At 62.2% G+C, this 25,417-nt stretch carries 21 protein-coding genes and 1 pseudogene; 8 read left to right on the forward strand and 14 right to left on the reverse strand.

Going from position 1 to position 25,417, the window contains the following annotated elements; translation table 11 throughout:
• Positions 1–20 precede the first annotated feature (20 nt).
• Positions 21–2,183, reverse strand: a complete 2,163-nt coding sequence (locus tag NLY33_RS19615) for an amylo-alpha-1,6-glucosidase (RefSeq protein WP_023707493.1) — start codon at positions 2,181–2,183, stop codon at positions 21–23.
• A gap of 43 nt (positions 2,184–2,226) precedes the next feature.
• Positions 2,227–3,288 carry a glycosyltransferase family 4 protein gene (locus tag NLY33_RS19620; protein ID WP_023707494.1) on the reverse strand — a complete coding sequence of 354 codons (1,062 nt, stop codon included), beginning with the start codon at positions 3,286–3,288 and terminating at the stop codon, positions 2,227–2,229.
• 188 nt (positions 3,289–3,476) lie between these two features.
• On the opposite strand from NLY33_RS19620, the gene NLY33_RS19625 reads away from it, so the two are divergent.
• Together NLY33_RS19625 and NLY33_RS19630 are read left to right on the forward strand one after the other, a co-directional pair.
• Positions 3,477–3,779, forward strand: coding sequence for a DUF982 domain-containing protein (locus NLY33_RS19625; protein ID WP_023707495.1), 303 nt, complete (start codon positions 3,477–3,479; stop codon positions 3,777–3,779).
• A gap of 185 nt (positions 3,780–3,964) precedes the next feature.
• Positions 3,965–4,123: a hypothetical protein gene (locus NLY33_RS19630; protein ID WP_023672685.1), complete on the forward strand. Its 159-nt coding sequence runs from the start codon at positions 3,965–3,967 to the stop codon at positions 4,121–4,123.
• Between the two features lie 600 nt (positions 4,124–4,723).
• On the opposite strand, the pseudogene NLY33_RS19635 reads toward NLY33_RS19630, so the two are convergent.
• The 5 genes and pseudogenes from NLY33_RS19635 to NLY33_RS19655 form a co-directional block, all read right to left on the reverse strand.
• Positions 4,724–4,923 (reverse strand): annotated as a pseudogene (locus NLY33_RS19635) (hypothetical protein).
• A 2-nt stretch (positions 4,924–4,925) separates the two neighbouring features.
• On the reverse strand, positions 4,926–5,111 hold the full coding sequence (locus tag NLY33_RS19640; RefSeq protein WP_023688550.1) for a hypothetical protein: 186 nt from the start codon (positions 5,109–5,111) through the stop codon (positions 4,926–4,928).
• 658 nt (positions 5,112–5,769) lie between these two features.
• Complete coding sequence (locus NLY33_RS19645; protein ID WP_023706865.1) at positions 5,770–7,239, reverse strand: protein adenylyltransferase SelO; 1,470 nt, start codon at positions 7,237–7,239, stop codon at positions 5,770–5,772.
• A gap of 285 nt (positions 7,240–7,524) precedes the next feature.
• A complete protein-coding gene (locus NLY33_RS19650) occupies positions 7,525–8,901 on the reverse strand; it encodes an NAD(P)/FAD-dependent oxidoreductase (RefSeq protein WP_023706866.1) in 1,377 nt (458 codons plus the stop codon).
• A gap of 30 nt (positions 8,902–8,931) precedes the next feature.
• Complete coding sequence (locus NLY33_RS19655) at positions 8,932–9,759, reverse strand: DUF2243 domain-containing protein (RefSeq protein ID WP_023696175.1); 828 nt, start codon at positions 9,757–9,759, stop codon at positions 8,932–8,934.
• A gap of 311 nt (positions 9,760–10,070) precedes the next feature.
• On the opposite strand from NLY33_RS19655, the gene ctaD reads away from it, so the two are divergent.
• The gene (ctaD, locus tag NLY33_RS19660; RefSeq protein WP_023706868.1) at positions 10,071–11,729 is read left to right on the forward strand and encodes a cytochrome c oxidase subunit I; all 1,659 of its coding nucleotides are present in this window, start codon (positions 10,071–10,073) and stop codon (positions 11,727–11,729) included.
• A 103-nt stretch (positions 11,730–11,832) separates the two neighbouring features.
• Here the strand turns inward: ctaD and sdhD are convergent, their stop codons facing one another.
• Entirely contained in the window at positions 11,833–12,222 is a 390-nt protein-coding gene (sdhD, locus tag NLY33_RS19665) for a succinate dehydrogenase, hydrophobic membrane anchor protein (RefSeq protein ID WP_031196819.1), read from the reverse strand.
• A 658-nt stretch (positions 12,223–12,880) separates the two neighbouring features.
• On the opposite strand from sdhD, the gene cphA reads away from it, so the two are divergent.
• The 3 genes from cphA to NLY33_RS19680 are packed head-to-tail and all read left to right on the forward strand — an operon-like array spanning position 12,881 to position 17,378.
• The gene (gene cphA / locus NLY33_RS19670; protein WP_023706870.1) at positions 12,881–15,658 is read left to right on the forward strand and encodes a cyanophycin synthetase; all 2,778 of its coding nucleotides are present in this window, start codon (positions 12,881–12,883) and stop codon (positions 15,656–15,658) included.
• Positions 15,658–16,557: an isoaspartyl peptidase/L-asparaginase family protein gene (locus NLY33_RS19675; RefSeq protein ID WP_023706871.1), complete on the forward strand. Its 900-nt coding sequence runs from the start codon at positions 15,658–15,660 to the stop codon at positions 16,555–16,557. The genes cphA and NLY33_RS19675 overlap by 1 nt, the downstream gene beginning before the upstream one ends.
• Entirely contained in the window at positions 16,554–17,378 is an 825-nt protein-coding gene (locus tag NLY33_RS19680; RefSeq protein ID WP_023707498.1) for a cyanophycinase, read from the forward strand. Before NLY33_RS19675 ends, NLY33_RS19680 begins: the two co-directional genes overlap by 4 nt.
• Before the next feature lie 222 nt (positions 17,379–17,600).
• Here NLY33_RS19680 and NLY33_RS19685 read toward each other — a convergent pair whose 3' ends face one another.
• Together NLY33_RS19685 and NLY33_RS19690 are read right to left on the reverse strand one after the other, a co-directional pair.
• Complete coding sequence (locus tag NLY33_RS19685) at positions 17,601–18,098, reverse strand: hydrolase (protein ID WP_023706872.1); 498 nt, start codon at positions 18,096–18,098, stop codon at positions 17,601–17,603.
• 39 nt (positions 18,099–18,137) lie between these two features.
• Positions 18,138–18,308, reverse strand: coding sequence for a hypothetical protein (locus tag NLY33_RS19690; RefSeq protein WP_023672674.1), 171 nt, complete (start codon positions 18,306–18,308; stop codon positions 18,138–18,140).
• 935 nt (positions 18,309–19,243) lie between these two features.
• On the opposite strand from NLY33_RS19690, the gene NLY33_RS19695 reads away from it, so the two are divergent.
• Positions 19,244–20,068 (forward strand): SIR2 family NAD-dependent protein deacylase, encoded by an 825-nt coding sequence (locus tag NLY33_RS19695; protein WP_023707499.1) that lies wholly within the window; start codon positions 19,244–19,246, stop codon positions 20,066–20,068.
• Positions 20,069–20,197: 129 nt separating this feature from the next.
• Here the strand turns inward: NLY33_RS19695 and NLY33_RS19700 are convergent, their stop codons facing one another.
• The 3 genes from NLY33_RS19700 to NLY33_RS19710 all read right to left on the reverse strand — a co-directional run bounded on the left by NLY33_RS19700 (position 20,198) and on the right by NLY33_RS19710 (position 22,421).
• The gene (locus tag NLY33_RS19700) at positions 20,198–21,265 is read right to left on the reverse strand and encodes a M42 family metallopeptidase (RefSeq protein WP_023706874.1); all 1,068 of its coding nucleotides are present in this window, start codon (positions 21,263–21,265) and stop codon (positions 20,198–20,200) included.
• 47 nt (positions 21,266–21,312) lie between these two features.
• Positions 21,313–21,741, reverse strand: coding sequence for a GFA family protein (locus NLY33_RS19705; RefSeq protein WP_050587750.1), 429 nt, complete (start codon positions 21,739–21,741; stop codon positions 21,313–21,315).
• A 68-nt stretch (positions 21,742–21,809) separates the two neighbouring features.
• Complete coding sequence (locus tag NLY33_RS19710; protein ID WP_023672669.1) at positions 21,810–22,421, reverse strand: ATP-dependent Clp protease proteolytic subunit; 612 nt, start codon at positions 22,419–22,421, stop codon at positions 21,810–21,812.
• A gap of 481 nt (positions 22,422–22,902) precedes the next feature.
• Between NLY33_RS19710 and NLY33_RS19715 the strand changes: the two genes are divergently transcribed.
• Entirely contained in the window at positions 22,903–24,267 is a 1,365-nt protein-coding gene (locus tag NLY33_RS19715; RefSeq protein ID WP_023706876.1) for a Do family serine endopeptidase, read from the forward strand.
• A 183-nt stretch (positions 24,268–24,450) separates the two neighbouring features.
• On the opposite strand, the gene NLY33_RS19720 is transcribed toward NLY33_RS19715, so the two are convergent.
• Positions 24,451–25,416: an ABC transporter permease gene (locus NLY33_RS19720; protein WP_023682464.1), complete on the reverse strand. Its 966-nt coding sequence runs from the start codon at positions 25,414–25,416 to the stop codon at positions 24,451–24,453.
• Between the last annotated feature and the right edge of the window lies 1 nt (position 25,417).

Genomic DNA, 25,417 nt, shown 5'->3' on the forward strand with positions numbered 1-25,417 from the left:
CCCGTTGAAGGCCGTTCAGATCATGTCCGCACGATCAGCGGAACCAGCCCTTCATGGCGATCGGCGAGAAAGGCGACGACGCGGTCGCCGACGCGCTGGAAGGTAAGATCGACCCTCTTTTCGCCGACACCCAGATGCCTGAGCGTCAGCGTATCGATGCCGATCGGCAAACGGGGTCGAGTGACGTGGATTTCGCCGTTCCAGCCGTCGATTTCCAGACCGAGGCACGCCTGCATCAGCATGAAGGCCGAGCCTGCCGACCACGCTTGCGGCAGGCAGGCGACGGGGTAGGCGATCGGCGCTTCGCCCGGCGAGCGGGTGAAACCGCAGAACAGTTCCGGCAGTCGCATGTTGAAATGCACTGCCGATTCGAACGTACCGCTCATCAGCCGCACCACGCTGTCACGCTCGCCGAACCGCGCCAGGCCGGCGCCGCACATCGCCGTGTCATGCGGCCAGATGGAACCATTGTGGTACGACATCGGGTTGAACAGCACAGCATCGTCGGAAAGCGTTCGCACCCCCCAGCCGGAGTGGAAGGAAGCCGAAAGCAACTGGTCGGCGACCATCTTAGCCCGCGCCGGTTCGGGCAGGCCGACATAGAGCAGGTGTCCGGCATTCGAGGTGCGCACCTTGCACGGCTCTCCGGCGCCGTCGATCGCCAGCGCATAGAACCCGAGATCGTCCAGCCAGAAATCACGCTCGACGGCGATCCGCATCTCTTCGGCGCGATTTTCCCACTGCTCGGCCTGCGCGAACTCGCCCCGGCGGCGGGCGAGAGCGGCAAGGCCCCTGAAGGCGGCGAAGACATAACCCTGCACTTCGACCAGCGCGATCGGCCCCTTGGGGATGCGCCCGTCGGCGTGGAAGACGGAGTCGAAGCTGTCCTTCCAGCCCTGGTTCGCAAGGCCGGATTCGGCAGCGCGCTGATAGGTGACGAAGCCGGTTGCGCGGCTCGCCTCTTCCGTCCACTTGGCGGCGGCGCAGAGAGACGGCCACAGGCTGGCGATGAAGTCCATGTCGCCGGTGCGTTCGGCATAGGCGCAAGCGAGGTGGATGTAGAGCGGCGTGGTATCGACGCCGCCATAGTAGCGGCCGAAAGGCAGTTCCTGCAGCGCCACCATCTCGCCCTTGCGCGTCTCGTGCATGATCTTGCCGGGCTGCGAGTCGCTGAAAGGCGATGTCTCGGTCGCCTGGTGCTGGGCGAGGAAGGCAAGCACGCCGCGCGCCAGGCCGGGGTTGAGCCATAGCATCTGCAGCGCCGAGATGACGCCGTCACGGCCGAAGGCCGTCGAAAACCAGGGGATGCCGGCATAGGGGTAGGGGCCGGTCGACAACTCGGTGGTCAGCAAGGCGACATCCGCGCGGGCGCGTTCGACCCAATCGTTGAAGACGCGACCCGAACTGTGCACCGTCGCGCCATGGCGGCGCTTGGCCCGCATGCCGAAACGGGCGCGCGCCGCGGCCGCCCGGAAGCGGTCGCGGTCGGGCGTTTCGGTCAGTTCCGCGCCGACCTCGACGTAAAGCATCTTGCTGCTGCGCTTGGTCACTGCGATGAGGAAATCCGCGCTCTCGGCGCTCAACTGGTCTGGCGGCTGCGAGAACGAGATCGCCGACACCCGCGCCAGCCCGTCCAGTCCGTCATAGCGCAGCAGCACCGAGGCAGGCGCGATCTCCGCTGCATGCGCCATTCCGCGCTTCGGCCGGGTCGAACCGCGCACCTCGAACATGTCGCGGAAATCGGCGGCAAAATGCAGCGAGACGCGGATTGCCGAATGCTCCTGGCTGTAGTTGGAAAGGGTGATGCGCTCGAACAGCCGGTCCTGCCACAACAGCCTGACGCGCTCGATATGGATGGCGCCCTGCGGGATGTCGCGGCCACCGACGCTTTGCATCGGCAAATTGGTCATATTGCTGGTGAACAGCACATTGTCCTGGCTGAGCGAGGCGCCGAGCAGCGATGTCTGCCGGCCGCCGACGGTGAGCCTGAACTCCGACAGCACCCGGGTGTCGTCACGGAAGAAACCGTCGCCCGCACCCCTGATATCGCCGTAGGCGTCGGCCACGGCAAAACAGTCGCCTTGCTTTAGGGCAAACAGCCGGTGCGGCTCGCGCGGCGCGGTTTCGTCCAGGGAGGCAAGGGCCACGGCAGGGTCGAGCTTGCGCTCGTCAAGTTCGGTCATCAGTCACAAATCTCTGTTTCGGGCTCGGAACGTCCGCCGTCGTTCACGACGCTTTCGATTCAGCGGGGGCGCCGATGAGACGCGCATAGGCAGTGAGATAGTCGCGCGCCATCCTGTTGGCGGAGAACCGACTTTCGAAGACGGCGCGCACCTTTCGCCGGTCGAGCTGCAGCAAGGCTGGCACTGCGGCGACCGCGGCATCGAGAGAATCGACGACAAATCCGGTGACGCCATGGTCGATGACTTCCGGCAACGCACCGCAGTCCCAGCCGATGGTTGGCGTACCGCACGCCATCGCCTCGATCGCGGCAAGGCCGAACGGCTCGGGCCAGTCTATCGGAAACAGCAGACCAGCGGCATTGCCGAGGAATTCAGTCTTCTCACCCTCGGCGATCTCGCCGATATAGTCGATGCGGTCGCCATCGATCAATGGCTCGATCGTCTCATCGAAATAGGCGCGATCATCGTCGCCGATCTTGGCCGCCAGCTTGAGCTTCATGCCCGAGCGCAAGGCGATGTCGATGGCCCGGTCCGGCCGCTTGTCGCGCGAAAGCCGGCCGAGAAAGGCAAGGTATGGTTCGCCCGCCGCCGTCTCGAAGGTCGGCTGATAGAGACCCGTCGGCAGCCCGTGATGGATGGTGGCCAGCCAATTGGCATTCGCAAGCCCGGTCTTCTGGCTATGTGAGATCGAGATCAGCGGAAAGCGCGGAAAACGCTCATAGGCTGGCGCCAGGTCGACATAATCGAGCCGGCCATGCGGCGTCGTCACCGTCTTGTCCGGCATGGTCTCGAAGAACGAGAAATGCAGGAAATGACTGAGGTGAAAATGAATGATATCAAAGTCGTGGGCTCGGTTCCTCACATCGGCAAGCATCGCAAGATGCGCCGCCGTGTCCGATTTCAGTGGACGCGGATCGAGGCGTAGCGCGCGTTCGCGACCTGGTATCAGTCTGGCCGACGTCCGGCTGTCGCCGCTGGCGAACAGCGTCACCTCATGGCCGAGTTCGACCAGCCCTTCGGTCAGATAGGAAACGATGCGCTCGGTGCCGCCATAGAGAAGGGGTGGCACCGATTCGTGCAAAGGGGCGACATGGGCTATCCGCATGGTTTGAACGTGTCCCTCAAGGCATCACGAGAGCGAAATGCATCAGCCGGCCTAACGTTCCGGACAAAAGCGGGCGTCGGCAACCCAAGCCCACCAGCGCAGATTTTTTTTCAATAAGCGGAACAAACGCGCTATCCGCGAATTTAGTAGGGTTGGTCCGCGCTGCGGCCGACCAGGGAGAGAACAAAATGGACCGCTTGCATTTCTTTACGCCCGTGCGCATTGCGCGCGGGCAGGGACACCCCGTCGAGGAAGTCGATAGCGTTGCCGAAGCGATGGTCTTTTTGCAGAAATGGCCATTGGGACGGCGTGGGCCTGTGTATCAATGCGCCGTGAATTGCTGCTCCGCGGCCCTGTCGGGCAGAATGTCGGCCGAAGCAGCCAGGAAGGCGTTTACGGGCTTTGCCCGCATCACCCGGCTGCTCGATGATGAGATGGCCCTGCCGATGGGCGGCGAAAGCATGGCGGAAGTCCACGCGCTGAGGCGCTAGGCGCCGGTCCAGCCATTTGGCTATTGAACACCCGGGCTTTGGCGGCGCGGGCATCATCTTTTCCGCACCGGAGTATTCCGGCGCGGACCTTCACCTCATGGGCCACACTGTGCTTTCATGCGGCGTTTCGCATGACCGGTGGGTGACGACCATCCACAGGCGGCCCGAACGTGGAGGGGTAGACAATGCCGAGACTGATCCTGGGAACACTCGGCGCTATCGTCATCGCCCTCATCTGGGCGGTCTTTGCCAGTTTGATGGGCGCGCCATCGATCGTGATCACGGTCGGCGCGGTCGCCATTGGGGCCGGCGTCTACACCTACGTCGACCGACGCTCGACTTGACGCGTCCCCGGTCTGCCGCGCGCTCGACCAATTGCACGCCGGTGTTTGACGCGCGCGGCAGTCGCGGCGGGCATTCTTCAAAGATGAGCTTGCTGGCCGCATAGAGAGCCAAGGCGCAGACAGGGCGCCACACGTCGGACCGGGCTCCGCGAGAACTTGGGAGAGATCGTCAAAGATCTTTCAATCCGGCCAATGTAGATCGAAACGGCGAATCTGTGGATTTCCGGTGGAACATCGTCGCCTCGAAACACTTCGGGCGTTGCACTGCCCCATCAGTGCACGTTCCCTTGTTCTGTTGGAACTGGCCGGCTGCCGAAAGGTGGCCGGCTTTTTTGTATATTAGCGGAACCTGAAATTACGGGGCTTGTTCTGGATGCGGCAGCGAGCCCCTCGCTGCTGGTCGAGGGCCGTAACCCTTGGCCGGGCCCGCATCGCTCCGCCAGTGGTGCGGGCCCACGGCCTCCGGTTTTTCCGGGCGTCTCGACTCGCTGATCCTCACCCTGGTCCGGCTATGCATGTCACTCAAAGAAAGGCTCGGTTGTGAGACAATGACATGCACACGCGGCGCGCTTTAGCACAATCATTCACAAAGCCGTGGGTTCAACTGTTGCTACCCTTCTTGGCTGGATTGTGCGAATGATGACTGACCTTTTCGCCGCCACCCCTGAAACTCGGCTTTTGGATCGACGGTCTTCATCCGCCGGGGGCTTGTTGATCTGTAAGGGTTTTCTGGCGTTCTCGTGCGATGCGCCTGGCCCGCCCTGCCGGATCGTGTTCGGGTGTTTCTTCGATGTGGACATGATCACCGATCCTGCTGACGGCCCTGATGTGTGGTGTTGACCTTGGTGTTGGCTTGCTGCCCTTGGCGCTCCGGATCCGGCGCTCCGTGAGTGCCGTGCTGGGCATCATCGTGGCTAACCTGTCGCCCTTCCCCTCGACCCTTCTGGCTCTGGTTCTCAGGCGGCACGGGCGGCATTTTGCTCGACATCTGCATCTCCTTGGGTTGGCATCGTGACTCAAAACCGTGATCGTGGGGGGAAGTTCCGTCTGCTTCGTCAGCACCTGTGCTTTTCGGTGCCGACGGAATCTGACTCCCAACGCGGATTTCAAGGAACGGCAGCGGCCCGCCCGCGTCGCCCTGCCAGTGGTGCGGGCCTGCAATATAAATCCTAAGCCTGGGCTGCTATCGCTGTTTATTGCGAGCTTGCGGCGACTTGCGTAGCGGGCCGCCGTGGCTTTCAGGGGACAGCGTGTTGTATCCGGTCGATCTGGAGCGACCGAAATACAGTGCTTGACCACGTTGCTGACATGATCGGTGAAGAGCGCGGTGTCGCGCCTGGATCGCGGCAGCAGCCTCTGGTCCGATCTCCCTGCAGCTGATGGCAGCTAAAACGACGTCAAAAGACCTAAGCCTCTTTGATCGCCCTCGCTGCTCGCACGAGCGATGACCAGTCAGCTCCCATGGCTGCGACAAGGTCTCGAGCATCTTCGTCTGATATTCCGGTACGGTCTACGAGCTTCCGTGCCAGCAATTCGAATGCCAATTCTATGATCGTCATAGCTCAGCCCCTACGAGAGTGCCCGTGACGATAGCTTGCAAATGGGTCTTCCGCATTTGCACATGTTAAGCGACCATCACGAATGTCTCATGTACCGCAGAATGTCTGCAGGACGCGCTCATCCGGGCGTGGCGGCTCAGCAAAGCGTTCCATTCCCGGCTGCTCATCGAAGGGACGGCTGACGACCGCCAGAATCTCCTCGAACGGTCTGAAGTCGCCGCCCAACGCCGCCTGGATCATCGCCTCGATGCGATGATTGCGGGGGATGAATTTGGGATTGACCGATTGCATGGCAGAACGGCGCGTGGCCGTGTCGCCCTCGCTTGCGATGCGCTGGCGCCACCGCGCCGACCAGGCATCGAATGCACCTGGATCCTTAAACAACTGCCGCGCCGTGCCTTGGCCGTCCGCAGCGTCGAGGTCATCGCCCAGGCGCCGGAAGCCGAGCGTAAAATCCGCTTCGCCGCGAGCCAGCACATCCAGAAAGTCGGCAGCGAGCTGCAAGTCGCCTTCCGCTTCGGTCAGCAGTCCGAGTTTTCTGCGGAAGCCGCGCTGCAACACAGCCTCATAGGAGGCCTGGAACGACCTCAGCACCTCTTCCGCTTCAGACACTGCTTCATTCTCGTCCGTGCTCATGAGCGGCAGCAGGGTCTCGGCAAAGCGCGCAAGGTTCCATGTGGCGACACGAGGCTGGTTGGCATAGGCATAGCGACCGGCGCGGTCTATCGAACTGAACACCGCGCTGGGGTCGTAAGCGTCCATGAAGGCGCATGGGCCATAGTCGATCGTCTCGCCCGAGATCGACATGTTGTCGGTGTTCATGACGCCATGGATGAAGCCGACCAGCATCCAGCGCGCCACCAGGTCCGCCTGTGCGGCGACAACGGCCTCCAGCAAAGCCCGGTACGGCCGTGCTTCCCCCGCCAGCTGTGGGAAGTGACGCTGAATGGCATAGTCGGCCAGTATCTTGAGCGCCTCGGTGTCGTGGCGCGCGGCGAAATATTGGAACGTGCCGATCCTGATATGGCTTGCCGCCACCCGTGTCAGGACGGCGCCGGGCAGCCGGACCTCGCGATAGACCGGGTCGCCGGTGAGCACCGCCGCAAGGCTTCGCGTCGTCGGAATGCCGAGCGCCCCCATCGCTTCGCTGACGACATATTCGCGCAGGACAGGGCCGAGTGCGGCGCGGCCGTCACCGTTGCGCGAGAACCGCGTTGGTCCCGATCCTTTCAGCTGGATGTCACGGCGAACGCCGTTGACGTCCACCACTTCGCCAAGCAGCAGGGCGCGCCCGTCGCCAAGCTGAGGCACGAAGTTTCCGAACTGGTGGCCCGCATAGGCCAGGGCGATTGCTTGCAACCCTTCCGGAAATTTGTTGCCGGCCAGCATCGCCACTCCATCCGGGCTGGTAAGCAGGTCGGCATCGAGCCCGAGTTCCTCGGCGAGGGGCCGGTTGAACCGGATCAGCCGCGGTTCGGATACCGGCTTCGGATGTGTTTGCGCGAAGAAGCGCTCCGGCAGTTGCGCATAGCTGTTGCTCAGGGCAGGAAGCCCCATCTGAATGACCGGGGTTTGTTCAGCAGTCGCAGGTGACGTCATGACGAGCTGTCTCTGAAGAGGAGGGGTTCAACAGATCCCGTTTCGAGGAGCCTGTGTTCATTTGTTCATATAGGGACGCAACGTCGTTGGTGCCATCCGGATCCATCAGGCCGGCACCGGATACAAGCTGGGAACCACCCGCCTCAACTATCGAGGTTCGGGCTGCCGTGGGACGACGGGCCGTGGCGGAATCCAGAGCTGACCCCCGCATCGCCACTGTCTCCGAACTGAGCACCCGGGAATCTAGTCAGTGCGGGCGTGCAATGCCGGGGCGGCGTCTGCCTTGGTTGGCAGCGGCTCTCTCGGGGCCGCTCCCGGCGACGATGTCGAACCCGGTTCGACTCGCTCCTCGGCGATGAGCCGGGCGCCACGCTCATAGGTCAGGTAGCGCCAGAGCCACTGGATCGAGACCTGAACGCGGTGCTGAAAACCGACGAGCAGGTAGACATGGATGAGCGCCCAGGCAGACCAGGCGAACCAGCCTTTCAGTTTCAGCCTGCCCGATTCGAACACGGCAGCGTGGCGGCCGACAATGGCCGTGTTGCCTCGATTGCTGAAGACAAAAGCGGGCAGCGTGTCGCCAGCATCTATCCGGCGTGCCAGTGCCTTGCCGAGGTGCTCGCCCTGCTGCTTGGCGACCTGGGCAAGACCAGGCAATGGCTGGCCGTTCCCATCGACGACCAGTGCGACGTCGCCAAGCGCGAAGACATCGGGATGGCCGACGACCTGCAGGTCGGATTCGACCTTCACCCGACCGCCGCGGTCGAGCCCGACACCAAGCTGGGCGGCCAGCGGAGAAGCCGCCACCCCGGCGGCCCAGAGCGTCAAGGCCACCGGGATCACCTGGCCGCCGACGGTGATCTGATGCGCTTCGATCGCCTCGACCCGGTTGCCGAGCGCGACCTCGACGCCCAGGCTTTCAAGGCGCAGACGTGCATATCTGGAAAGCTCCGGGGCGAATCCGGCGAGCAGACGCTCGCCGGCTTCTACCAGTATGATCCTTGTCTTCTCGGGCCGGATGTTGCGGAAGTCGCGCGCCAGTGTGTGCCGGCTGAGTTCGGCGATCGAGCCCGCCAGTTCGACACCGGTCGGGCCGCCGCCGATAATGGCGATCGTCATCAGCCGGGATTGCTCGACTGGATCGGTGGTCCGTTCCGCGTGCTCGAACGATAGCAGCAGCCGTGACCGGATCGTGCGCGCGTCCTCGATGGTCTTCAAGCCGGGACAAACCCGAGCCCAGCTCTCCTGGCCGAAATAGAATGGCTGCGAACCGGTGGCCAAGACCAGGATGTCGTAGGGGACCGTGGTCCCATCGGCCAGCACCAGTATCCTGGCTTCGGTGACGATCTCGGTGACATCGCCGAAGAGGACCTGAACCGAGGGATAGCGGCCCAGGATCTTGCGGATTGGCTCGGCGATGTCAGGCGCCGACAAGGCGGCGGTTGCAACCTGATAGAGCAAGGGCTGGAACAGGTGGTGATTGTGGCGGTCGATGATCGTCACCCCGATTTCCGCCTTGCCGAGCGCCTTGGCAACCTCCAGACCGGCAAAGCCTCCGCCGACCACGACGATGCGCGGTGTCAGGCTCCGGCCGTGGCTGCTCTCGGTGGCGAACTGCATGCTTGATACTCCCCTATCCCTGTCCGGAAGTCATAGCCTGGCAGGAGTGCCTCGCTGCTGGCTGGAGCTACTGCTCATTCCGGCGGCATCGGTCCAGGCGAGGCATCCGGCAATGACAGGCGTCGTGCTGACCACAAGGGCGCCGCGCGCGTGAAGGGATACCAACCCGCGCCATGAGACGCGGTCGACCGCCCAGATGGTGCCGCTGGCGTCGACCCATTTGAGATGGGCGTCGGCGACTTCAACGGCCCGCATCATCGCCGCCGGTTCCATCCCGGCCCGAAAGACGATGATGGAATTGGCGGCACCGTTGAAGAACGGGCCGGCGCCGGCAGCCAATCCCGCGAGCAGGACGATGCTGGTAAGCGCTGCCGAAGCACCGCGTGCCGGTCCGCCGCGGTTGGGCAGCACCAGCACCAACACAAGCGGCACGATGCCGAAGATGACCAGCCACGCAATATCCCAGGCGAGCGGCAAGTCGCTGTTCATCTTGATCCGGTGCAGACCCAGCAGCCAGTGAAACACGACGGCATCGACGACATGCCAGACGCCGAACCCGGCGAAGGCGAGCCGCAGGATCTCCGTGGTGGTCCCGGGCCGCGCGCCGGCCGCCCTCGCGGCCACCAGCAGCACCGTGCCGGCGACGGCGAGCACATACATGAAAAGATGGAAGAGGCCGTCGGCCATGATCTGGAAGCGCAGGTCGGAACCCACCGGATCGGCGACGCCCGAGAGAAGATGATGCCATTGCAGGATCTGATGCAGGACGATGCCGTCGAAGAAACCGCCGAGCGCGAAGCCGAGCAGCAGCCAGCCGGCTCGCGTTCTCGGGTCGAGTGTCGCGGTGATCGCGTCCATGTCAGGACCACCGGCTCCAGGCCGGGGCGTTGAGTTGCCTGGGCACCGACATGTCCGGCGGCGTGGGGTCATGGAGACCATGACGCGCCTCGAGCCAGAAGGCGGATATCAGCCCACCAACCACCGTCGTCAGAACCAGGGTCGCAGCAATTATCGCCAGCATGGACGTCGATCCTCAGCCGCGCAGGGTCGGCCGCGCGGAACCTAACCGCGGCTTCCGTGGAATGTTCCTACCGCCGGTTCGGTGGAGGGAACAATCAAGTTCCAGCACGGTTCGATGCTGGCGACGGACGGCTCAAGCGGAGAAGGTCATGAACGAATATACGGCGGCAGATCCGGACGGTCTCGACAGCCACCAGCCGACCGGCATCACCCGATGGCTGTTTTCGACCAACCACAAGGACATCGGCACACTCTATCTGGTCTTCGCTTTCATCGCGGGGGTGATCGGCATGCTCTTGTCGGTGAGCATGCGAATCGAGCTGCAGCAACCCGGGATCCAGTTTTTCCCCGGACTGGCGTCGATGATCTACGGTTACCAGGGCGACGCGGCGATCGACGCCGGCAAGCAGCTTTACAACGTCTTCACCACGGCCCACGCGCTGATCATGATCTTCTACACTGTGATGCCCGCCCTGATCGGCGGCTTCGCCAACTGGATGGTTCCGATCATGATCGGCGCCCCCGACATGGCCTTCCCGCGCATGAACAACATCTCGTTCTGGCTGCTGCCGCCGGCATTGATGTTGCTTTTATTGTCGATCTTCATGCCCAGCGTCCCCGGCGGCTATGGCCCTGGGACCGGCTGGTTCCTGTACCCGCCGCTGTCGACCTCCGGCCATCCCGGTCCCGCCGTGGATCTGGTCATCCTGTCTCTGCACATTGCGGGCGCCTCCTCGATCCTGGGAGCCATCAACTTCATCACCACCATCTTCAACATGCGCGCGCCGGGGATGACCCTGCACAAGATGCCCCTGTTTGTGTGGTCGATCCTCATCACCGCCTTCCTGCTGCTGCTGGCTCTGCCGGTGCTGGCCGGCGCCATCACCATGCTCCTGACCGATCGCAATTTCGGAACCACGTTCTTCGCGCCGGACGGCGGAGGCGACCCGCTGCTGTACCAGCATCTCTTCTGGTTCTTCGGCCACCCGGAAGTCTACATCATGATCCTGCCGGCGTTCGGCATCGTCAGCCAGGTGATCTCGACCTTCTCGCGAAAGCCGATCTTCGGGTATCTCGGGATGGTCTACGCAATCGTGGCGATCGGGGTGATCGGCTTCGTCGTCTGGGCCCACCATATGTACACCAGCGGGATAGGCCTCGACACGCAGCGCTACTTCACCTTCGCCACGATGGTGATCGCAGTGCCGACCGGGATAAAAGTGTTCTCCTGGATTGCAACCATGTGGGGCGGTTCGGTCAGCCTGCGGACGCCGATGCTCTGGGCCCTCGGCTTCATATTCCTGTTCACCGTGGGCGGGGTGACGGGCGTTCAACTCGCAAATGCCGGCCTCGACCGTGAACTGCACGACACATACTTCGTCGTCGCGCATTTCCACTACATACTTTCACTGGGAGCGATCTTCGGCATCTTCGCGGGCTGGTATTACTGGTTTCCGAAAATGACGGGATATCTCTACAATCCGCTTCTGGCTGGGGTCCATTTCTGGACGACCTTCGTCGGCGTGAACCTCGTCTTCTTCCCCCATCACTTCCTTGGATTGGCGGGCATGCCGCGTCGCTATGTCGACTATCCCGACGCATTCGCCGGCTGGAACATGGTGTCCTCTTATGGATCGTACCTGTCGGCCGCGAGTGTCGTGATTTTCCTCTTCGGCATCTTGGAAGCTTTCTACCGGCGAAGAGCCGCCGGCATGAACCCGTGGGGGCCAGGAGCTACCACATTGGAGTGGGAGTTGACCTCTCCACCCCCTTTCCATCAATGGGACAGGCTGCCGCAAATCAGATGAGGCCGGGTTGTCGAACTCCTTTGCGCAAGCCAGCCCGGTTCGCCGCTGAGGCGAACTTCAGCCTGCCGGTGGCAGACGTTGGCTGCAGCTGAGAACCGGATCGCTATCTGAAGCTGATTAACAGGACAGCGAACAAGCTTGCGAGCGCGACTGCCCAGCAGAATAACCAATTGGCGATCAGAAGAAGCGATTTGAGCACGGTGGCATGGCAGTAATCTTCGATGATCGATTGCATTCCAAGCCGCATGTGAACGCAGCTTACGAGAATGAAGCCAATAAGGGCTGGCGCGACATAGATCGATCCTACGACGCTGAGGACGGCGTCTCGAGGCTCACCGACCAGCATTATAACGACCGCGACGATGTAAATGACAAAGATCAACAGGGCAGCAGATGTCAGCCGCTCCAGCATGAACGTTTCGGTTCCGTGTTTCGCCGATCCAAGGCCCCGCACTCGAGCTAGCGGAGTTCTGATTGAGGGTCTGTCAGCCATGGCGTTTCCCCAAAATTACTTGGTTGCCTTGCGCGCAACTCAAGCTGTTGCTGTTTCGATGCCCGGGCCGCCGGTGCCGACGGATAGTGGGCAAGCACGGTCTCCAGTCGAGCAAGGCGGGCTTTGTGGGCGTTCAGTTCGTATCCTGAACGCCATCCAATTTGCCTGGGTCTGCCATCTCTGCATAACTCGCTTTCAAGCAGCGAGATACGAAGGCGGACCGCGTCGATCTCCTTGACAAGCGCGGCCTTCACCGATTTTCGACTCTGCATGGCTGTAGTTCCGGTGCAAGGATGGTTCCAAACCTGACGCGTCTGGAAATGTTCCCGGGTGCCGAAGGCGTGCTGAAGATTAATGACTCGGTGCTGGACCCGCACAATGGGTCGCCATGAGCTAAAGCCGGGCACTAGCTCAACGGCCGCGATGTGCCCGGCGAATGCTTGTGAAAACGAGCGAACGCCTGGCCCGCCTCCTCCCGAGAGATAAGTAGCCCCTCAGAACAGCGGCCGCACGTGGCCGAGATGACCAGAGGGTGTTCTTGGCCCAACATATGTTAACGGCCACTTTTGGCTCTCTCTCCTGCAAAAATATTTGGGCTGAAAGGCCGGGAACTAACCGATCCTCCGGATGTTGCGGAGTTAGTCAGGAGAAACGGACTATGTCGGACAAAGAAATTCATCGGGGCGCCTCGCGTTTTCGCCCTATCCGCGTCGTGGATGCCCGCGTGTTTCGCGGGCCGCACCTCTATAGCATGACGCCAATGGTCCAGATTCGGATCGACCTCGGAGCCCTTGAGGCGTTCCCGACAGACAAACTGCCCGGGTTTTCCGAACAAATCGTCCGACTGTTGCCCGGCCTTGCGGGCCATGGCTGCAGCTATGGCGCCGCCGGCGGCTTTGTCCGCCGCATGCAGGAAGGAACCTGGCTCGGCCACGTCGTCGAGCATGTCGCCCTGGAACTGCAGAGCATGCTCGGCCACCGGGTGACACGAGGAAAGACACGGTCGGTCAAAGGCAGTCCGGGCACTTACAACGTCATGTTCGCCTACAAGGATGAGCTTGTCGGGCTGCTCGCGGGACGCGTCGCGCTCGAACTGGTGGACAGCCTGCTGCCTGCCAATCTCCATGGCGTCGAGGGGCTCGGCGAGATTGCGGAAACGCAGGGGCCGTTCGAGTTCGCATCCAGGCTGCAGCAGCTCACGCGTCTGGCCGCCGAGCGTGCCTTGGGCCCCACGACTGCTTCCTTGGTGCGCGAGGCCGAGAGGCGGGGCATACCCGCCGCGCGGATCGACGACAGCAGCCTCGTGCTGTTTGGTCACGGAAAGCATCAGAAGCGGATCCGCGCCAGTTGCAGCGACCTCACTTCCGAGATTGCGACCGAGATCGCCTCGGATAAGGACCTGACTAAATTCCTGCTGCAACAGGCCGGGCTACCGGTGCCACGCGGGGAACTGGTGCGATCGGCGCAGGACGCGGTCGCGGCAGCCACACGGCTGGGCTACCCCGTGGTCACCAAACCACTCGATGGCAATCATGGAAGCGGCGTCAACATCGGTCTGGCAACGGAAGACGACGTCCGCTGGGGTTTCGAACAGGCGCGAGAACACAGCCGCAGCGTTATCGTCGAGCAGCATTTCGTCGGCTCGGACCACAGGATCCTGGTGATCGGCGGAAAGGTGGTGGCGCTTGCCGAGAGGGTTCCGGCCCATGTGGTCGGCGATGGCCGGAGTTCTGTCGCCGAACTCGTCGAGGAGACGAACCGCGACCCACGAAGGGGAGAGGGCCATTCCTCGGTATTAACCCGCATCGAGATCGACGAATGTGTCGAGCATTTCCTGTCAAAATCGCAGCTCACCCTGGCGAGCGTTCCAGCGCCGGGTCAAATGGTGCTCTTGCGGCCCACCGCCAATCTCTCCACCGGTGGGACCGCGATCGACCGGACGGAAGAAATCCATCCCGAAAACGCGCTGATCGCCAGGCGGGCGGCACAGATCGTCGGTCTCGACATTGCCGGGATCGACTTCGTCTGTCCCGACATCTCACGGCCGGTGAGCGAAACCGGCGGCGGCATCATAGAGGTGAATGCCGGTCCTGGCTTTCGCATGCATCTCGAACCCTCGTCGGGGCGCGCCCGCAACGTCGCACGGCCCGTGCTCGATCTTCTCTTCAAAGGCGGCAAGGACGGCCGGATTCCGATCTTCGCGATCACGGGAACCAACGGCAAGTCGACCACTGCCCGGATGCTGGCGCACATCCTGCAGGCGAATGGGGCAACCGTCGGGCTCACCTCCACCACCGGCGTCTACTTGAACGGCGAGCGGATCATGACAGGGGACTGCTCCGGTCCGCAGAGCGCCAGGATCGTGCTGCGCGAGCCGGGTGTCGATGTCGCGGTGCTGGAATGTGCGCGCGGCGGCATCCTGCGCGAAGGGCTTGCCTTCGATGCATGCGATGTTGGCGCGGTTCTGAACGTCCACGGCGACCATCTCGGGCTGAGGGGCATCGACACGATCGAGGACCTGGCGGAGGTGAAATCGGTCGTGGTCGAGTCCGTCCGCCGCGGCGGATGGAGCATTCTCAATGCCGACGACGTCCATACGTCCGCAATGTCGCGAGATGCCGGCGGCAGGATCTGCTACTTCTCGCTGGCGAGCAGGAGCGAGTGGCCCGGTTTCTTGCGCAACCACCTGGCGGAAGGCGGCCGCGCCGTGACGCGGGAGCCCAGCAGCGACGGCTGGGACATTTTCATCCACGAGGATGGGGAGTCGATGTTCCTGATGAGCGTCGACGAAATTCCCGCGACCTTCGAGGGTTCGGCCGAATTCAACGTTGCCAACAGCCTGGCAGCCGTCGCCATGGCGCATTGCCACGACGTTCCGGCGGCAACGATCCGGGCGGCGTTGGCCGAGTTTGGCACCTCGTTCGAGCAATCTCCCGGTCGCCTCAACGTCTTCGACGGGCATGGTTTCCGCACGATCGTCGACTATGCGCACAATCCGGAGGGGCTGAAGGCGCTCGGAAAGCTCGTTTCCCACATGAGGCGCGGCTATCAGCGCACGATCGGCCTGGTCGCCATACCGGGCGACCGCCGCGATTGCGACATCCGCGAGATGGGCGCGATCGCTTCGCGGATATTCGACGTCATCGTCTTCAAGGAGGATGAGCAGGAGCTGCGCGGCCGAGCCCCCGGAGCGATCGCCGGCTTGCTGCGGGAAGGTGCCTTGAACGCCGGCTGCGCCCCAGGCCGCATACACGCCGTCTGTCCCGAGAAGGAGGCCGTCGACGTGTGTCTCCGGCTTGCTCGGGAGAACGACCTTGTCGTGCTCACCGTCGACGACGTTGAAGCCGTGTGGCGGCAGGTAACCGGCTTCGGAGGCGCGACGCCTTCGAGGGGAGGGCCCGATCAGACCCATATTCGCCATCTGAGGGCTGGCTGATGTGGTCGCTGATCCTGCACGGCGGCGCCAAGGAGATCGATCCGCAAGAGGAGGAGGCGCATCGCAACGGATGCATCGAGGCGCTCGAGGCAGGTCGGGCCATCCTGGCCGGCGGCGGAACGGCGGTCGATGCCGTGGAAGCTGCCGGTCGCGTCCTCGAGGCGGACCCGACGTTCAATGCGGGATATGGAAGTGCCCTCAATTCGGACGGCGAGGTCGAGATGTGCGCTGGCCTGATGGAGGGCAGGGACTTCAATGTGGGTGCCGTCGCAGTGATCAAGGGCGTGCGCCATCCAATCAGTGTCGCCAAGGCCATGCTGCATGAGGAGCCGATCCTGCTGGCGTCCGAGGGGGCCCGGCGTTTCGCCGCCGACAAGCAGCTGGAGCTTTGCGATCCGGCGGATTTGATCACGCCGCAGCAGCGCGACGCCTCCAGCAAGTCTGAGGCGAAGGATACGATCGGTGTGGTTGCCCTGGATCAATACGGGGACATCGCCGTGGGCACTTCGACCGGCGGACTGGACGGCAGTGCTCCGGGTCGTGTGGGGGATTCTCCGCAACCCGGTTGCGGCTACTATGCCGACAACCAATTGGGAGCCGCCGCCTTCTCGGGAGACGGTGAGCATATTGCGCGAAAGGCTCTCGCGGCCCGTGTCATGCAGGCACTCTCGGCGCGGCAGGCATTGTCCTCGGGGCAGGCTGAAGGCGGCCTGGAGCAGGTGCTGAATCCCGCGCTCAGGGAAGTCGAGGCGATCGGCGGCGAAGCCGGAGCCATCGTGCTTACCGCGACCGGCGTGTCTGGATGGGCGCATAACAGCAGGGAGTTCGCAGTCGCATTCATGACCAGCGAGGACAACCACCCACACGTTTTCCTGCGCAAGAAAGACGTGGACAAATGACCGACAAGAAGAAAAAACGATCCTCGAACGGTAAAGCCGGAACGCTCGTCATCATCGGCGGCCACGAGGACCATGATGGCGATCGTGTCATCTTGAAGGAGGTGGCGAGCCTGGTTCCGAACGGCCGCCTGGTGCTTGCCACCATCGCGTCTCATGAGCCGGATGGCTATCTCGAGAAGTATCAGAGGTCCTTCGGTGAGCTGGGCATCAAGGATGTCATCGAGCTCTACGTCAACGACCGCCTCGAGGCAGCTCATGAAAAGAAAATAAGTGCGCTCGCAGACGTGAGCGCGGTGTTCTTCTCCGGCGGCGACCAGCTCCGGATCACCAGCCAGATCGGCGACACGCCCATCGACGAGCGGGTGCACGAAATCTATGAAGCCGGAGGCGTCATTGCCGGCACCTCCGCGGGCGCGTCGGTCATGAGCGACACAATGATGGTGAAGGGGCCGAACGCAGCGTCCTTTCGGATCGGCCACATTCGGATGGCGCCGGGACTGGGCCTGCTGCCGAATGTCATCATCGACCAGCACTTTGCGGAACGGGGCCGCATTGGGCGGCTCATCGGGGCGGTGTCGCAGAACCCGCGCGTCCTCGGCATCGGTGTCGATGAAGACACGGCGATCGTGGTGAAGGGCGAGATGTTCAAGGTCATCGGCAGCGGCGCTGTCTATCTGGTCGATGCAGCCGGCGTGACGCATTCCAACATCGCGGAAGGTGAGCCTGATGCCGCCCTTTCCATCCATGATCTGAGGGTTCACGTGCTGAGCTCAGGCGATGCGTTCGATCTGGCGCTGCGACGGCCGGTGGGGACTCCCTAAGACTTCGCCGCACTCAAGTTGATGGTGTGGCGCGGTCCGCGTACCGGGCCCTCGAGCAGTGCCGATCCACGCGCGAAAACCGCTATCCGTGAGGCTGTTCTCCCATTTGAAGCCGCCACCAGGATGGTCGCGTTGTTGCGGGCCCGGCAGGATTACGGACGGCCTCTCTCGGCTCGAATCCCGCAAAGCTGAAGACCTTCGCTCACCCGGCGTTCTGCCGAGCTAGCCCCGGCGGCGACTGGCCTGAATGGCAGCAAAGGTTACCGGACGAAACCCCCATGCGTCGACGCCGACATCATGCTGGCGCGTCATCGGCTTCAGACGACCGTGCGAATGACCGTGCAGGTTTACCGACCTCTTGCCGATCTGGTTCCAGGTGCGAAAAGGATAGTGGCACAGAACCAGCAAGCTGCCCTCGACAAGAAGCTCCATGTAGTGGTGCACGCTCGCCCAGGCCGGGTCGCCAATGGTGGCGGCGCCATCATTGTTGCCAATTATCAGGTGCTTGGACCCGTTAAGAGACGACAGCAGTGAAGACACGATCTCGGCTGGACCCTTGGCGAAATCGCCGAGGTGCCAGACCTCGTCGTTCGGGCCAACCGTTTCGTTCCAAAACGCAACCAGCGCCTGGTCATGCTCGACCAACGAGGCGAAGGGACGCCGGTCGAGGCGCAGAATGCGCGGATCGTTGAAATGCGTATCGGAAGTGAAGAAGATCATGCGCCGCGGCCGGCTGCGATGCGCGATTGGCGGTCGCCTCTAACTGCCGGAGCGCTCTTCGGCTTCATCATCGATCCCGATCGGGGCTTCCCTGAGCATCTTGAGTGCCTCTTCCTTCGTAAGGCCGCACTTGCGCGCGAAGTAGAGCGCCTCGATCGCCTTTTCGCGATCCGCCGTGGATTTTGCGTGCTGTTTGGGCTTTTTGCCCATCGTTCTCTGCCACCTTCCGAGGCCACCAAACCATCACAGTGCCGCGTTGTTCCCGTGCATGGGCTGACCTGCCGGACTGCGCGAATGCCGATGTCGCCGACACCGCGCGAGCCCCAGACAGCGCGTATATCAGCCGGCTCGCGACAACGGCGGAGCGACTCCAACCCCGACAGCGTGAATTCAAACGAAAGCCCGCGCCGTGGGAGGGGCCGGCGCGGGCGATCGGGCTACCGATCTTGCAGCGCGGGGGTCGACCGCTGCATGGCTCGAACTGTGCAAGCGAGCATTTGTTCCGGGCCGCATGCAAAGCATCGGCGTTTCATTGCAATTCTGGGGGACACAACCAGCATTTCGCTTCAGTCCGCCGCCGATGTGGGAGGATGAATACCGCCTTGCGCTAATTCGTCCGCCCTGGACACGAAACCAACCGCGCATTGAGCGCGTAGCTTCGGCGATTTAAAAACACCTGCACTGGAATATTTCCGGGCGCATGGAACATCTCCGGCCGCTGATGTTTAGGCCGGAATGACGATGATCTCTGTTCTTACAATGATTTACTCTCTCGCCATCTTTATCGGCGCGAAGCGGCGCAACCTCTTGGTGAATGCGAAACTCGATAGAGTTTTGCGCAATATGGCTGGCGCAGAACTGAATCAACGTGGCCAGTAAACCGCAACACCGCCGGTTCCAGTTCACAGCCAGTGTCCTCGCGGCCGCTACCTCGGTTCGGGTGGCAAGCGGCTCGGCAGGACTGCAAGGGCCGCCCCCTCTGGGCTGGCTGGTGCGTGGTCGATCCGATTTCGTCGATGAGGGCGGAGCACGATGCTCCCGCAGTGCGCCGTGCTGGCTCGAATTGCGGGGCCGCGTCCACGATCCGCTCACGGGGCACGCACCTTTAGGTCCGGCCCACGCGAGTGGCTTCGGAGGACCTATCCATGAACGATGATGATCCTATAAATTCGCTCGCCAATGCAATTCGTCATCGCAGCGCAATTTTGTTTGTGGGGGCGGGGGTATCGATCAGCGTCGGACTTCCGTCTTGGGAGAAGCTCATCGAGCGAATGGCAAAGGAGCTCGGCGTCGACGATGAATTTTCCACGCGACGCGATCGTTTTCAGACCTTGGCCGAATACTATCGGATCAAGCATGGCAGCATCGGACCACTTCGCAGTTGGATGGACAGAAACTGGTCTGTCGCCAAGGAACGGATCGAGAAATCGGAATTGCACCGTCTCATCGTGACGCTCGATTTTCCCGTCATCTATACGACGAACTATGACCGGAACCTGGAACTCGCTTTTGAAATCCACGGTCGAGAGTACGTGAAAGTGGCCAACGCACGGCACGTTGCGCAGGCCCGTCGAGGCGTAACCCACATCGTGAAATTTCACGGCGACTTTGACGAGGACTCTTCCCTTGTCCTCACCGAGACCGACTATCTTGACCGCCTGTCCTTCAATTCTCCCCTTGATGTCCGCTTTCGCTCCGATGCTCTCGGCAGCACGATCCTGTTCATTGGCTATAGCCTCTCCGATCCAAACATCCGGCTGCTGTTGCACCGGCTTTGGCAAACCTGGCACCGGTCTGGATATGAGAAAGATCGTCCCCCTTCGTTCATCTTCATGCCCAGCCGCAACCCTGTGGAGGAGGCCGTGCTTGGGCGCTGGGGTATTTCGGTGCTCGTTGGCGCAGGTGATGATCCTGAAGCCGGTCTGACGGATTTCCTCAGGCGTTTGGTGGAAGCGGTGGCGGTGACCTGAGGCGCGCTCCCTAGTGGACTGCAGTCGGGTTTTCTCAGGTGCGCGGTGACCGACGCACCAGGCGGTGGCCGACAGGCGCCAGATCGGCGACTGTTGGAGCCACGACTTCCACAATCAATCCCGCCGCTCTCATCTTGGCGTGAAGTCGATCTCCGGCGTCAATTGCCGACAATATGCACAAACCAGGTCAATCGTCGTTTGCACATCATCCAGGCAAACAACTTCGGACGGGGTATGCATGTAACGCAAAGGCACGGAGAGCACCCCACTTGCGACGCCGCCGCGGTTCTGCTGCATGACACGCGCGTCGGTAGGGCTTGAGCTGCCCACGGCCTGAAGCTGATAAGGTAGGCCCTCTTTCTCGGCCACCGACTTCAGCAGTTTGAACACCACCGGGTTGGTGTTCGCGCCTTGAGTAATTGCCGGCCCTTTCCCAAGGTCCAGTTTGCCCTGATCCTCGGCGCGAGCGCGCGGATAGTCCATTGCCACGCCCATATCGATTGCGAGCCCGGTTCGAGGCGCGATATTGAACGCCGAGGTCATCGCGCCTCGGGAACCGATTTCCTCTTGAACCGTACCCAGGATATAGAGCCCCACGCCGGGGTGAACGCCTCCCTCCTCAGAGAGGCAGCGCAGCACCTCGGCGCCGATGAGGAGGCCGACCTTGTTGTCGAACGCTCGTCCGACAGCAAGGTTGGCCTGGAGCGCTGCAAACTCGCCATGGATAGTCACCGCGCTGCCGACCTCTACGACCTTCAACGCTTCCTCTCGCGAACTCGCGCCGATATCGATCCACAGTTCCATCAGCGAGGGAGTCTGAGACGTGTCAGAGGCTTTGAAGGTCTGGATTGCTTTGCGACCCACGACGCCCAGGATCGGCTCCTTGCCGTGCACCCAGACACGCTGGCCGATTTCAGTGGCAACGTCCGTTCCACCTATGGTGCTGAAGAAAAGAAAGCCGTCATCGTCGATGTAATGGACGATGAAGCCGACCTCATCCATGTGCCCGGCATACATGAAGCGCATAGACGCCTCAGGATTGATGATCGCCGTGACATTGCCCATGACGTCCGTCGTCAACCTGTGGGCATAGGGACGAACATACTCGCGGAAAAGCTCCGCTACGGGTTGCTCAAAGCCGCTCGGCGACGGGGTCGCCACAATTTCCTTCAAGAACTTGAGTGATTCATCGCGCATCAAGCTGACTTTCACGGTTCACGGGGTGGAGGGCCATTCGAGCATGGTCATACTCGTCGGGCTTCGCGCCAATTTTGGCCTTCTTCGGTGCGATCGCCCGCGAATTGGTCAGCCCAAGGCAGGTTGTGGAGCCAGGCTTCGCGCCGGGGGGTCCAAAGCTCGTATGTCGGGAGAAGGTCGTTTGGCGCATCGTCGAGAGTGCCGGTCATGATCTCGGCTTCGTCGTCGCGGAGATTCACCACGCGCGACCCGCATGCCGGACAAAAACCTCTGCCGTTGAACGCCGCAAGCTCGCCCTTGCACTGGTAAGCCGACCGCGGCCACACGGCAAAGGCACTGTAGGTGCTGCCGCTGGTTCGCTTGCAATCCTGGCAATGACACAAGCCAACGCGCAACGGCGCGCCGGTAACAACATACCTCACAGACCCGCAAAGACAGCCGCCGGTCCGCTCTATCTTGTCAACCTCGTCGTTCATGGTCGCCGCCGACATGAGTGAGGGAAGCGTGTTGGACTCCGCTCTGCCGTTTGCATCGAGGCATCAAGTTAATGGGCAATGTCTTCAACAAGGCCTAGCTCCAAAGCTCTTGCTGCCATCAGGTAGCAGCTGTTCAGGGCATGGTCGCGCAGCTCTTCCAGCGATGTTCGAGAACCTTGGACGAGATCGGCGAACCCTTCATTCTCGAGTCGCTCTGCCGTTTCCAACAGCGCAAGTTGTTCGCGAACGATCTGAAGACAGCTTCGAATTGGTCCATTCAGAACCAAGTCTTTCTCAAGCCTTCTTTCATGAATCAGCAGGACTGCTTGCGGGCAAAGGAACCTGCAGGCTTTCGGGAAAGCGGCAAGGACCGTTACCCCGGCAGAGTAAACCGTATTCTTGCCAATGATGTAGCCGTTGCGGCCCGAGTGTTTCAGAAAAAGTTTGAACTCTAGAGCTAGACGTCGCGCGCCGTCGGCGTCGCCTCCGGGCGTGTCGATTTCAACGTAGAGATCGTCTTCCCCGGAACGCACGGCTTTCAAATCGTCCAAGGCTTTGGTGACGACAGTGTCATCAATCAAGCCGTGTATACGCAAGTTTGGATCGAACAAAAGCCGGTGAAGGTCTGGAGCGGGCGGCGGGGAGACGGTGTGTTCGGCTGACTGGGGCAACAGGTCCATATAGGCATCCTCATTATGGGGGCCGAACTTAGTTGGTACCCTTTTGTTCCCTTGAGGGAGTTCGAGCGGTGGTGATCACAGCCGCGTCTCTCGGCGGCTGTGGAGCTCCCTCTTTCATTGCAGATCCTTTTCGCACCAGGCCCGGTAGAGGCACCTCAGCCGCTAGGTTGGCTCCATCGGCATATCGGGCATTTGCCGGAGCTGACGCAGTCGCTTTGCTGATTTCTGCCACGTCCGGGACCAGTCCTGTGGACGGTTGAACTCAACGGCCTCAATGGTTCCCGGCTGCTGCCTTCCGGACCCCCGCGGTCGGGCTATTTTTCCTGGCCGTGCCATTTTTCCGGGGGGCTGAAACAAACAGCTTTGTTGGCAGTTCTAGCGTCCGGAGCACCGGCTCCGCGCGGCGCGGCCGAGCGGCCGGGGCTGTCCGGCAGGAGGTCCAGCAATGTCTCACGATATGCAAAGACGATTTGCAACGCGCTTGATCGCGGTTGCGCTGATGCTCTCGGCCAGTGGCGTGGCGCCTGTCCTGGCCCAGGATACCCCGACCGACTTCACAGCGATCATCCAGCAGAAATTGCCGGCCGTGGTCGCGATCACGACCCGGGAGGTTGTCCAGGACCAGACGACGGCGGGCGACTTTACAAGTCCGTTCGACGGCCAGGGCCTCGGACCCGTTCAGCCGCAGGTGAGGGAGGCGCTTGGCTCCGGATTTGTGATCAGTGCCGACGGCTACATCGTCACCAACAACCATGTCGTTGCCGATGCGACAGAGATCCATGTCGTATTTTCCGACAAGGAAACGGCGCCGGCGCAATTGGTCGGCCGTGACCCCGCCACCGATATAGCGGTGCTGAAGGTCGACCCGCGGCCCAACATGACCACGACCAAATGGGGTGACTCGGATGCAATGCAGCCGGGCGCATGGACAATCGCGATCGGCAGTCCCTTCGGGCTCGGAGGGACTGTCACTGTCGGCGTTCTTTCGGCCCGCTCGCGAGACATTCAAGCCGGGCCGTATGACGATTTTCTCCAGACGGACGCGTCGATCAATCGAGGCAACTCGGGCGGTCCGCTGTTCAACGCACGTGGCGAGGTGATCGGCGTCAACACCGCCATCGTCTCGCCGTCCGGCGGCAGCATCGGGATCGGGTTTGCGGTGCCATCGCGCACCGCCCAAAGCATCGCCGACCAGTTGATCAGAACCGGCCGGATCGAGCGTGGCTTCATCGGGGTCCGCCTGCAGGACATCACGCCGTCGCTGGCTGAGGCCCTCGGGATGAAAGATGACAAGGGCGCGCTGGTTGCTTCGGTCGAGCCCGGCAGCCCGGCGGAGAAAGCCGGCTTGAAGCCGGGTGACGTGATCACCCGGTTCAACGGCAAGGGCATTGAGGGTGTCCATGACCTCACGCTTGCGACGGCTAGCCAGAAGCCTGGCAGCAAGGCCACTCTGACACGGAGTAACGGCGGAAAGGACCAGGAGATCGCGCTTGTCATCGGTGAGCGCAAGGATGCGGAGGTGAAGACCGGCGCTGTTCCCGACAAGAAGTCGGCGGCCGAAGGCCTCGGCCTATCCCTCAGCCCGATTCCGGATCAGGCGCGTCAGCAGCTAGGCATCAAATCAGGAACAACCGGCGTCTTCGTCGTGGAAGTGGTTCCCGATGGCCTTGCCGCCCGGAGCGGATTGCAGCCCGGCGATGTCATCATATCGGCCAACAATCGCCGCGTGACGGAGCCTTCGGATATCGTCGAGGAGTGGGCGAACTCTCGCCGGCAGAGCAAGCCCATCCTGTTTCGGCTGGAAAGGCAGGGGCAGTCCGTGTTCGTGGCGGTCGCCGGGAAATGACCGTCTCCAGGACGGCCATGTGACTGCACCAGGATCCGCTTGCGGATCCTGCTCCAAGGGTGTCGGACCCCAGGTGCACCGGGGAAGCATCGCCGCAGAAAGTCTGCGGGATGCGCTCATCGGCCGGGTGCGCAACGCGCACTGATTCTGCAGCGCCATCGTGCTCGAAGGCGCTCGCCATCCTCAGGCAGTTTCGCGCCTTGCCGTAAGCCGTGCCTGGAGAAGGACGACGACGAGCAAAAACAGCCCGCGGATCACCGACTGCCAGTAGGCTGACAGCGAAATCCAGCCCATGCCGTTTTCGAAGTTCAGGACGTTGAAAAGGATGCCGAGCAACAGCACGCCGGCCAGCGTGGTCAACACCGAGCCAGAGCCGCCGGTCAGCAGCGTCCCGCCCACGACGACCGCTGCGATGGCAAACAGTTCCCAGCCGACGCCCTCGATCGGCTGGCCTGCGCCGAACTGAGAAGCGAGGACGACGCCGGCGAGCCCGGCCAGGCACCCGCTTGCGACATAGACGAGAAATTTGACGCCGTCAGTGCGCAGCCCCATCAGCCGCGAGGCATCCTCGCCGCCGCCGATGGCCAGCACCGTCCGTCCCGTGCTGGTGTAGTTCAGGACCACTGAGCCGACGGCATAGGCAACCAGGGCGATGACTGCCGGAATCGGGAAAATCCAGAAATTCCCTTGGCCGATGGCGGTGAAACCCGAATCGTAAGACACCGAAACGGTCTGGTTGCCGGCCAGAAGCAGCGCCGAGCCGCTTGCGGCCAGCATGGTGGCAAGCGTGGCGATGAAAGGCATCAGGTTGCCGCGCGTAACCAGGAGCGCGTTGATCAGCCCGGCTGCCAGGCCGGCGCCAACGCCCGCTGCAAGGCCTGCCACGATGCCGTGCGGGCTCGCCAGGGCTGACGCGACGCTGCCCAAGGCGGCGACGGAGCCGACGGACAGGTCTATGCCGCCGGTCATGATCACGAAGCACATGCCGAGCGCGACGAGCGCGAACATCGAGTTGTAGCGCAGAACGCTCATCACGTTGAAGAGGCCGAGGAAGCGGTCGTAGCGCAGGAATCCGAACAGGACGAGGGCTGCAAGCGCGATGACGACACCGTAAGTGCCGATGATGCGAACCAGTCTGGCGCTGTTCATG

It is taken from the genome of Mesorhizobium sp. C432A (assembly GCF_030323145.1).
GTDB lineage: Bacteria > Pseudomonadota > Alphaproteobacteria > Rhizobiales > Rhizobiaceae > Mesorhizobium.

Bases quoted from the DNA above. Each gene is read 5' to 3' on its own strand.
- NLY33_RS19705 (WP_050587750.1), bottom strand. From the start codon at position 21,741: ATGAACGACGAGGTTGACAAGATAGAGCGGACCGGCGGCTGTCTTTGC.
- NLY33_RS19710 (WP_023672669.1), bottom strand. From the start codon at position 22,421: ATGGACCTGTTGCCCCAGTCAGCCGAACACACCGTCTCCCCGCCGCCC.
- NLY33_RS19655 (WP_023696175.1), bottom strand. From the start codon at position 9,759: ATGGACGCGATCACCGCGACACTCGACCCGAGAACGCGAGCCGGCTGG.
- NLY33_RS19620 (WP_023707494.1), bottom strand. From the start codon at position 3,288: ATGCGGATAGCCCATGTCGCCCCTTTGCACGAATCGGTGCCACCCCTT.
- NLY33_RS19645 (WP_023706865.1), bottom strand. From the start codon at position 7,239: ATGGGGCTTCCTGCCCTGAGCAACAGCTATGCGCAACTGCCGGAGCGC.
- NLY33_RS19700 (WP_023706874.1), bottom strand. From the start codon at position 21,265: ATGCGCGATGAATCACTCAAGTTCTTGAAGGAAATTGTGGCGACCCCG.
- NLY33_RS19680 (WP_023707498.1), top strand. From the start codon at position 16,554: ATGACCGACAAGAAGAAAAAACGATCCTCGAACGGTAAAGCCGGAACG.
- NLY33_RS19685 (WP_023706872.1), bottom strand. From the start codon at position 18,098: ATGATCTTCTTCACTTCCGATACGCATTTCAACGATCCGCGCATTCTG.
- NLY33_RS19640 (WP_023688550.1), bottom strand. From the start codon at position 5,111: ATGTCGAGCAAAATGCCGCCCGTGCCGCCTGAGAACCAGAGCCAGAAG.
- NLY33_RS19615 (WP_023707493.1), bottom strand. From the start codon at position 2,183: ATGACCGAACTTGACGAGCGCAAGCTCGACCCTGCCGTGGCCCTTGCC.
- sdhD (WP_031196819.1), bottom strand. From the start codon at position 12,222: ATGGCTGACAGACCCTCAATCAGAACTCCGCTAGCTCGAGTGCGGGGC.
- NLY33_RS19675 (WP_023706871.1), top strand. From the start codon at position 15,658: ATGTGGTCGCTGATCCTGCACGGCGGCGCCAAGGAGATCGATCCGCAA.
- NLY33_RS19625 (WP_023707495.1), top strand. From the start codon at position 3,477: ATGGACCGCTTGCATTTCTTTACGCCCGTGCGCATTGCGCGCGGGCAG.
- NLY33_RS19690 (WP_023672674.1), bottom strand. From the start codon at position 18,308: ATGGGCAAAAAGCCCAAACAGCACGCAAAATCCACGGCGGATCGCGAA.
- NLY33_RS19630 (WP_023672685.1), top strand. From the start codon at position 3,965: ATGCCGAGACTGATCCTGGGAACACTCGGCGCTATCGTCATCGCCCTC.
- ctaD (WP_023706868.1), top strand. From the start codon at position 10,071: ATGAACGAATATACGGCGGCAGATCCGGACGGTCTCGACAGCCACCAG.
- NLY33_RS19720 (WP_023682464.1), bottom strand. From the start codon at position 25,416: ATGAACAGCGCCAGACTGGTTCGCATCATCGGCACTTACGGTGTCGTC.
- NLY33_RS19650 (WP_023706866.1), bottom strand. From the start codon at position 8,901: ATGCAGTTCGCCACCGAGAGCAGCCACGGCCGGAGCCTGACACCGCGC.
- NLY33_RS19695 (WP_023707499.1), top strand. From the start codon at position 19,244: ATGAACGATGATGATCCTATAAATTCGCTCGCCAATGCAATTCGTCAT.
- cphA (WP_023706870.1), top strand. From the start codon at position 12,881: ATGTCGGACAAAGAAATTCATCGGGGCGCCTCGCGTTTTCGCCCTATC.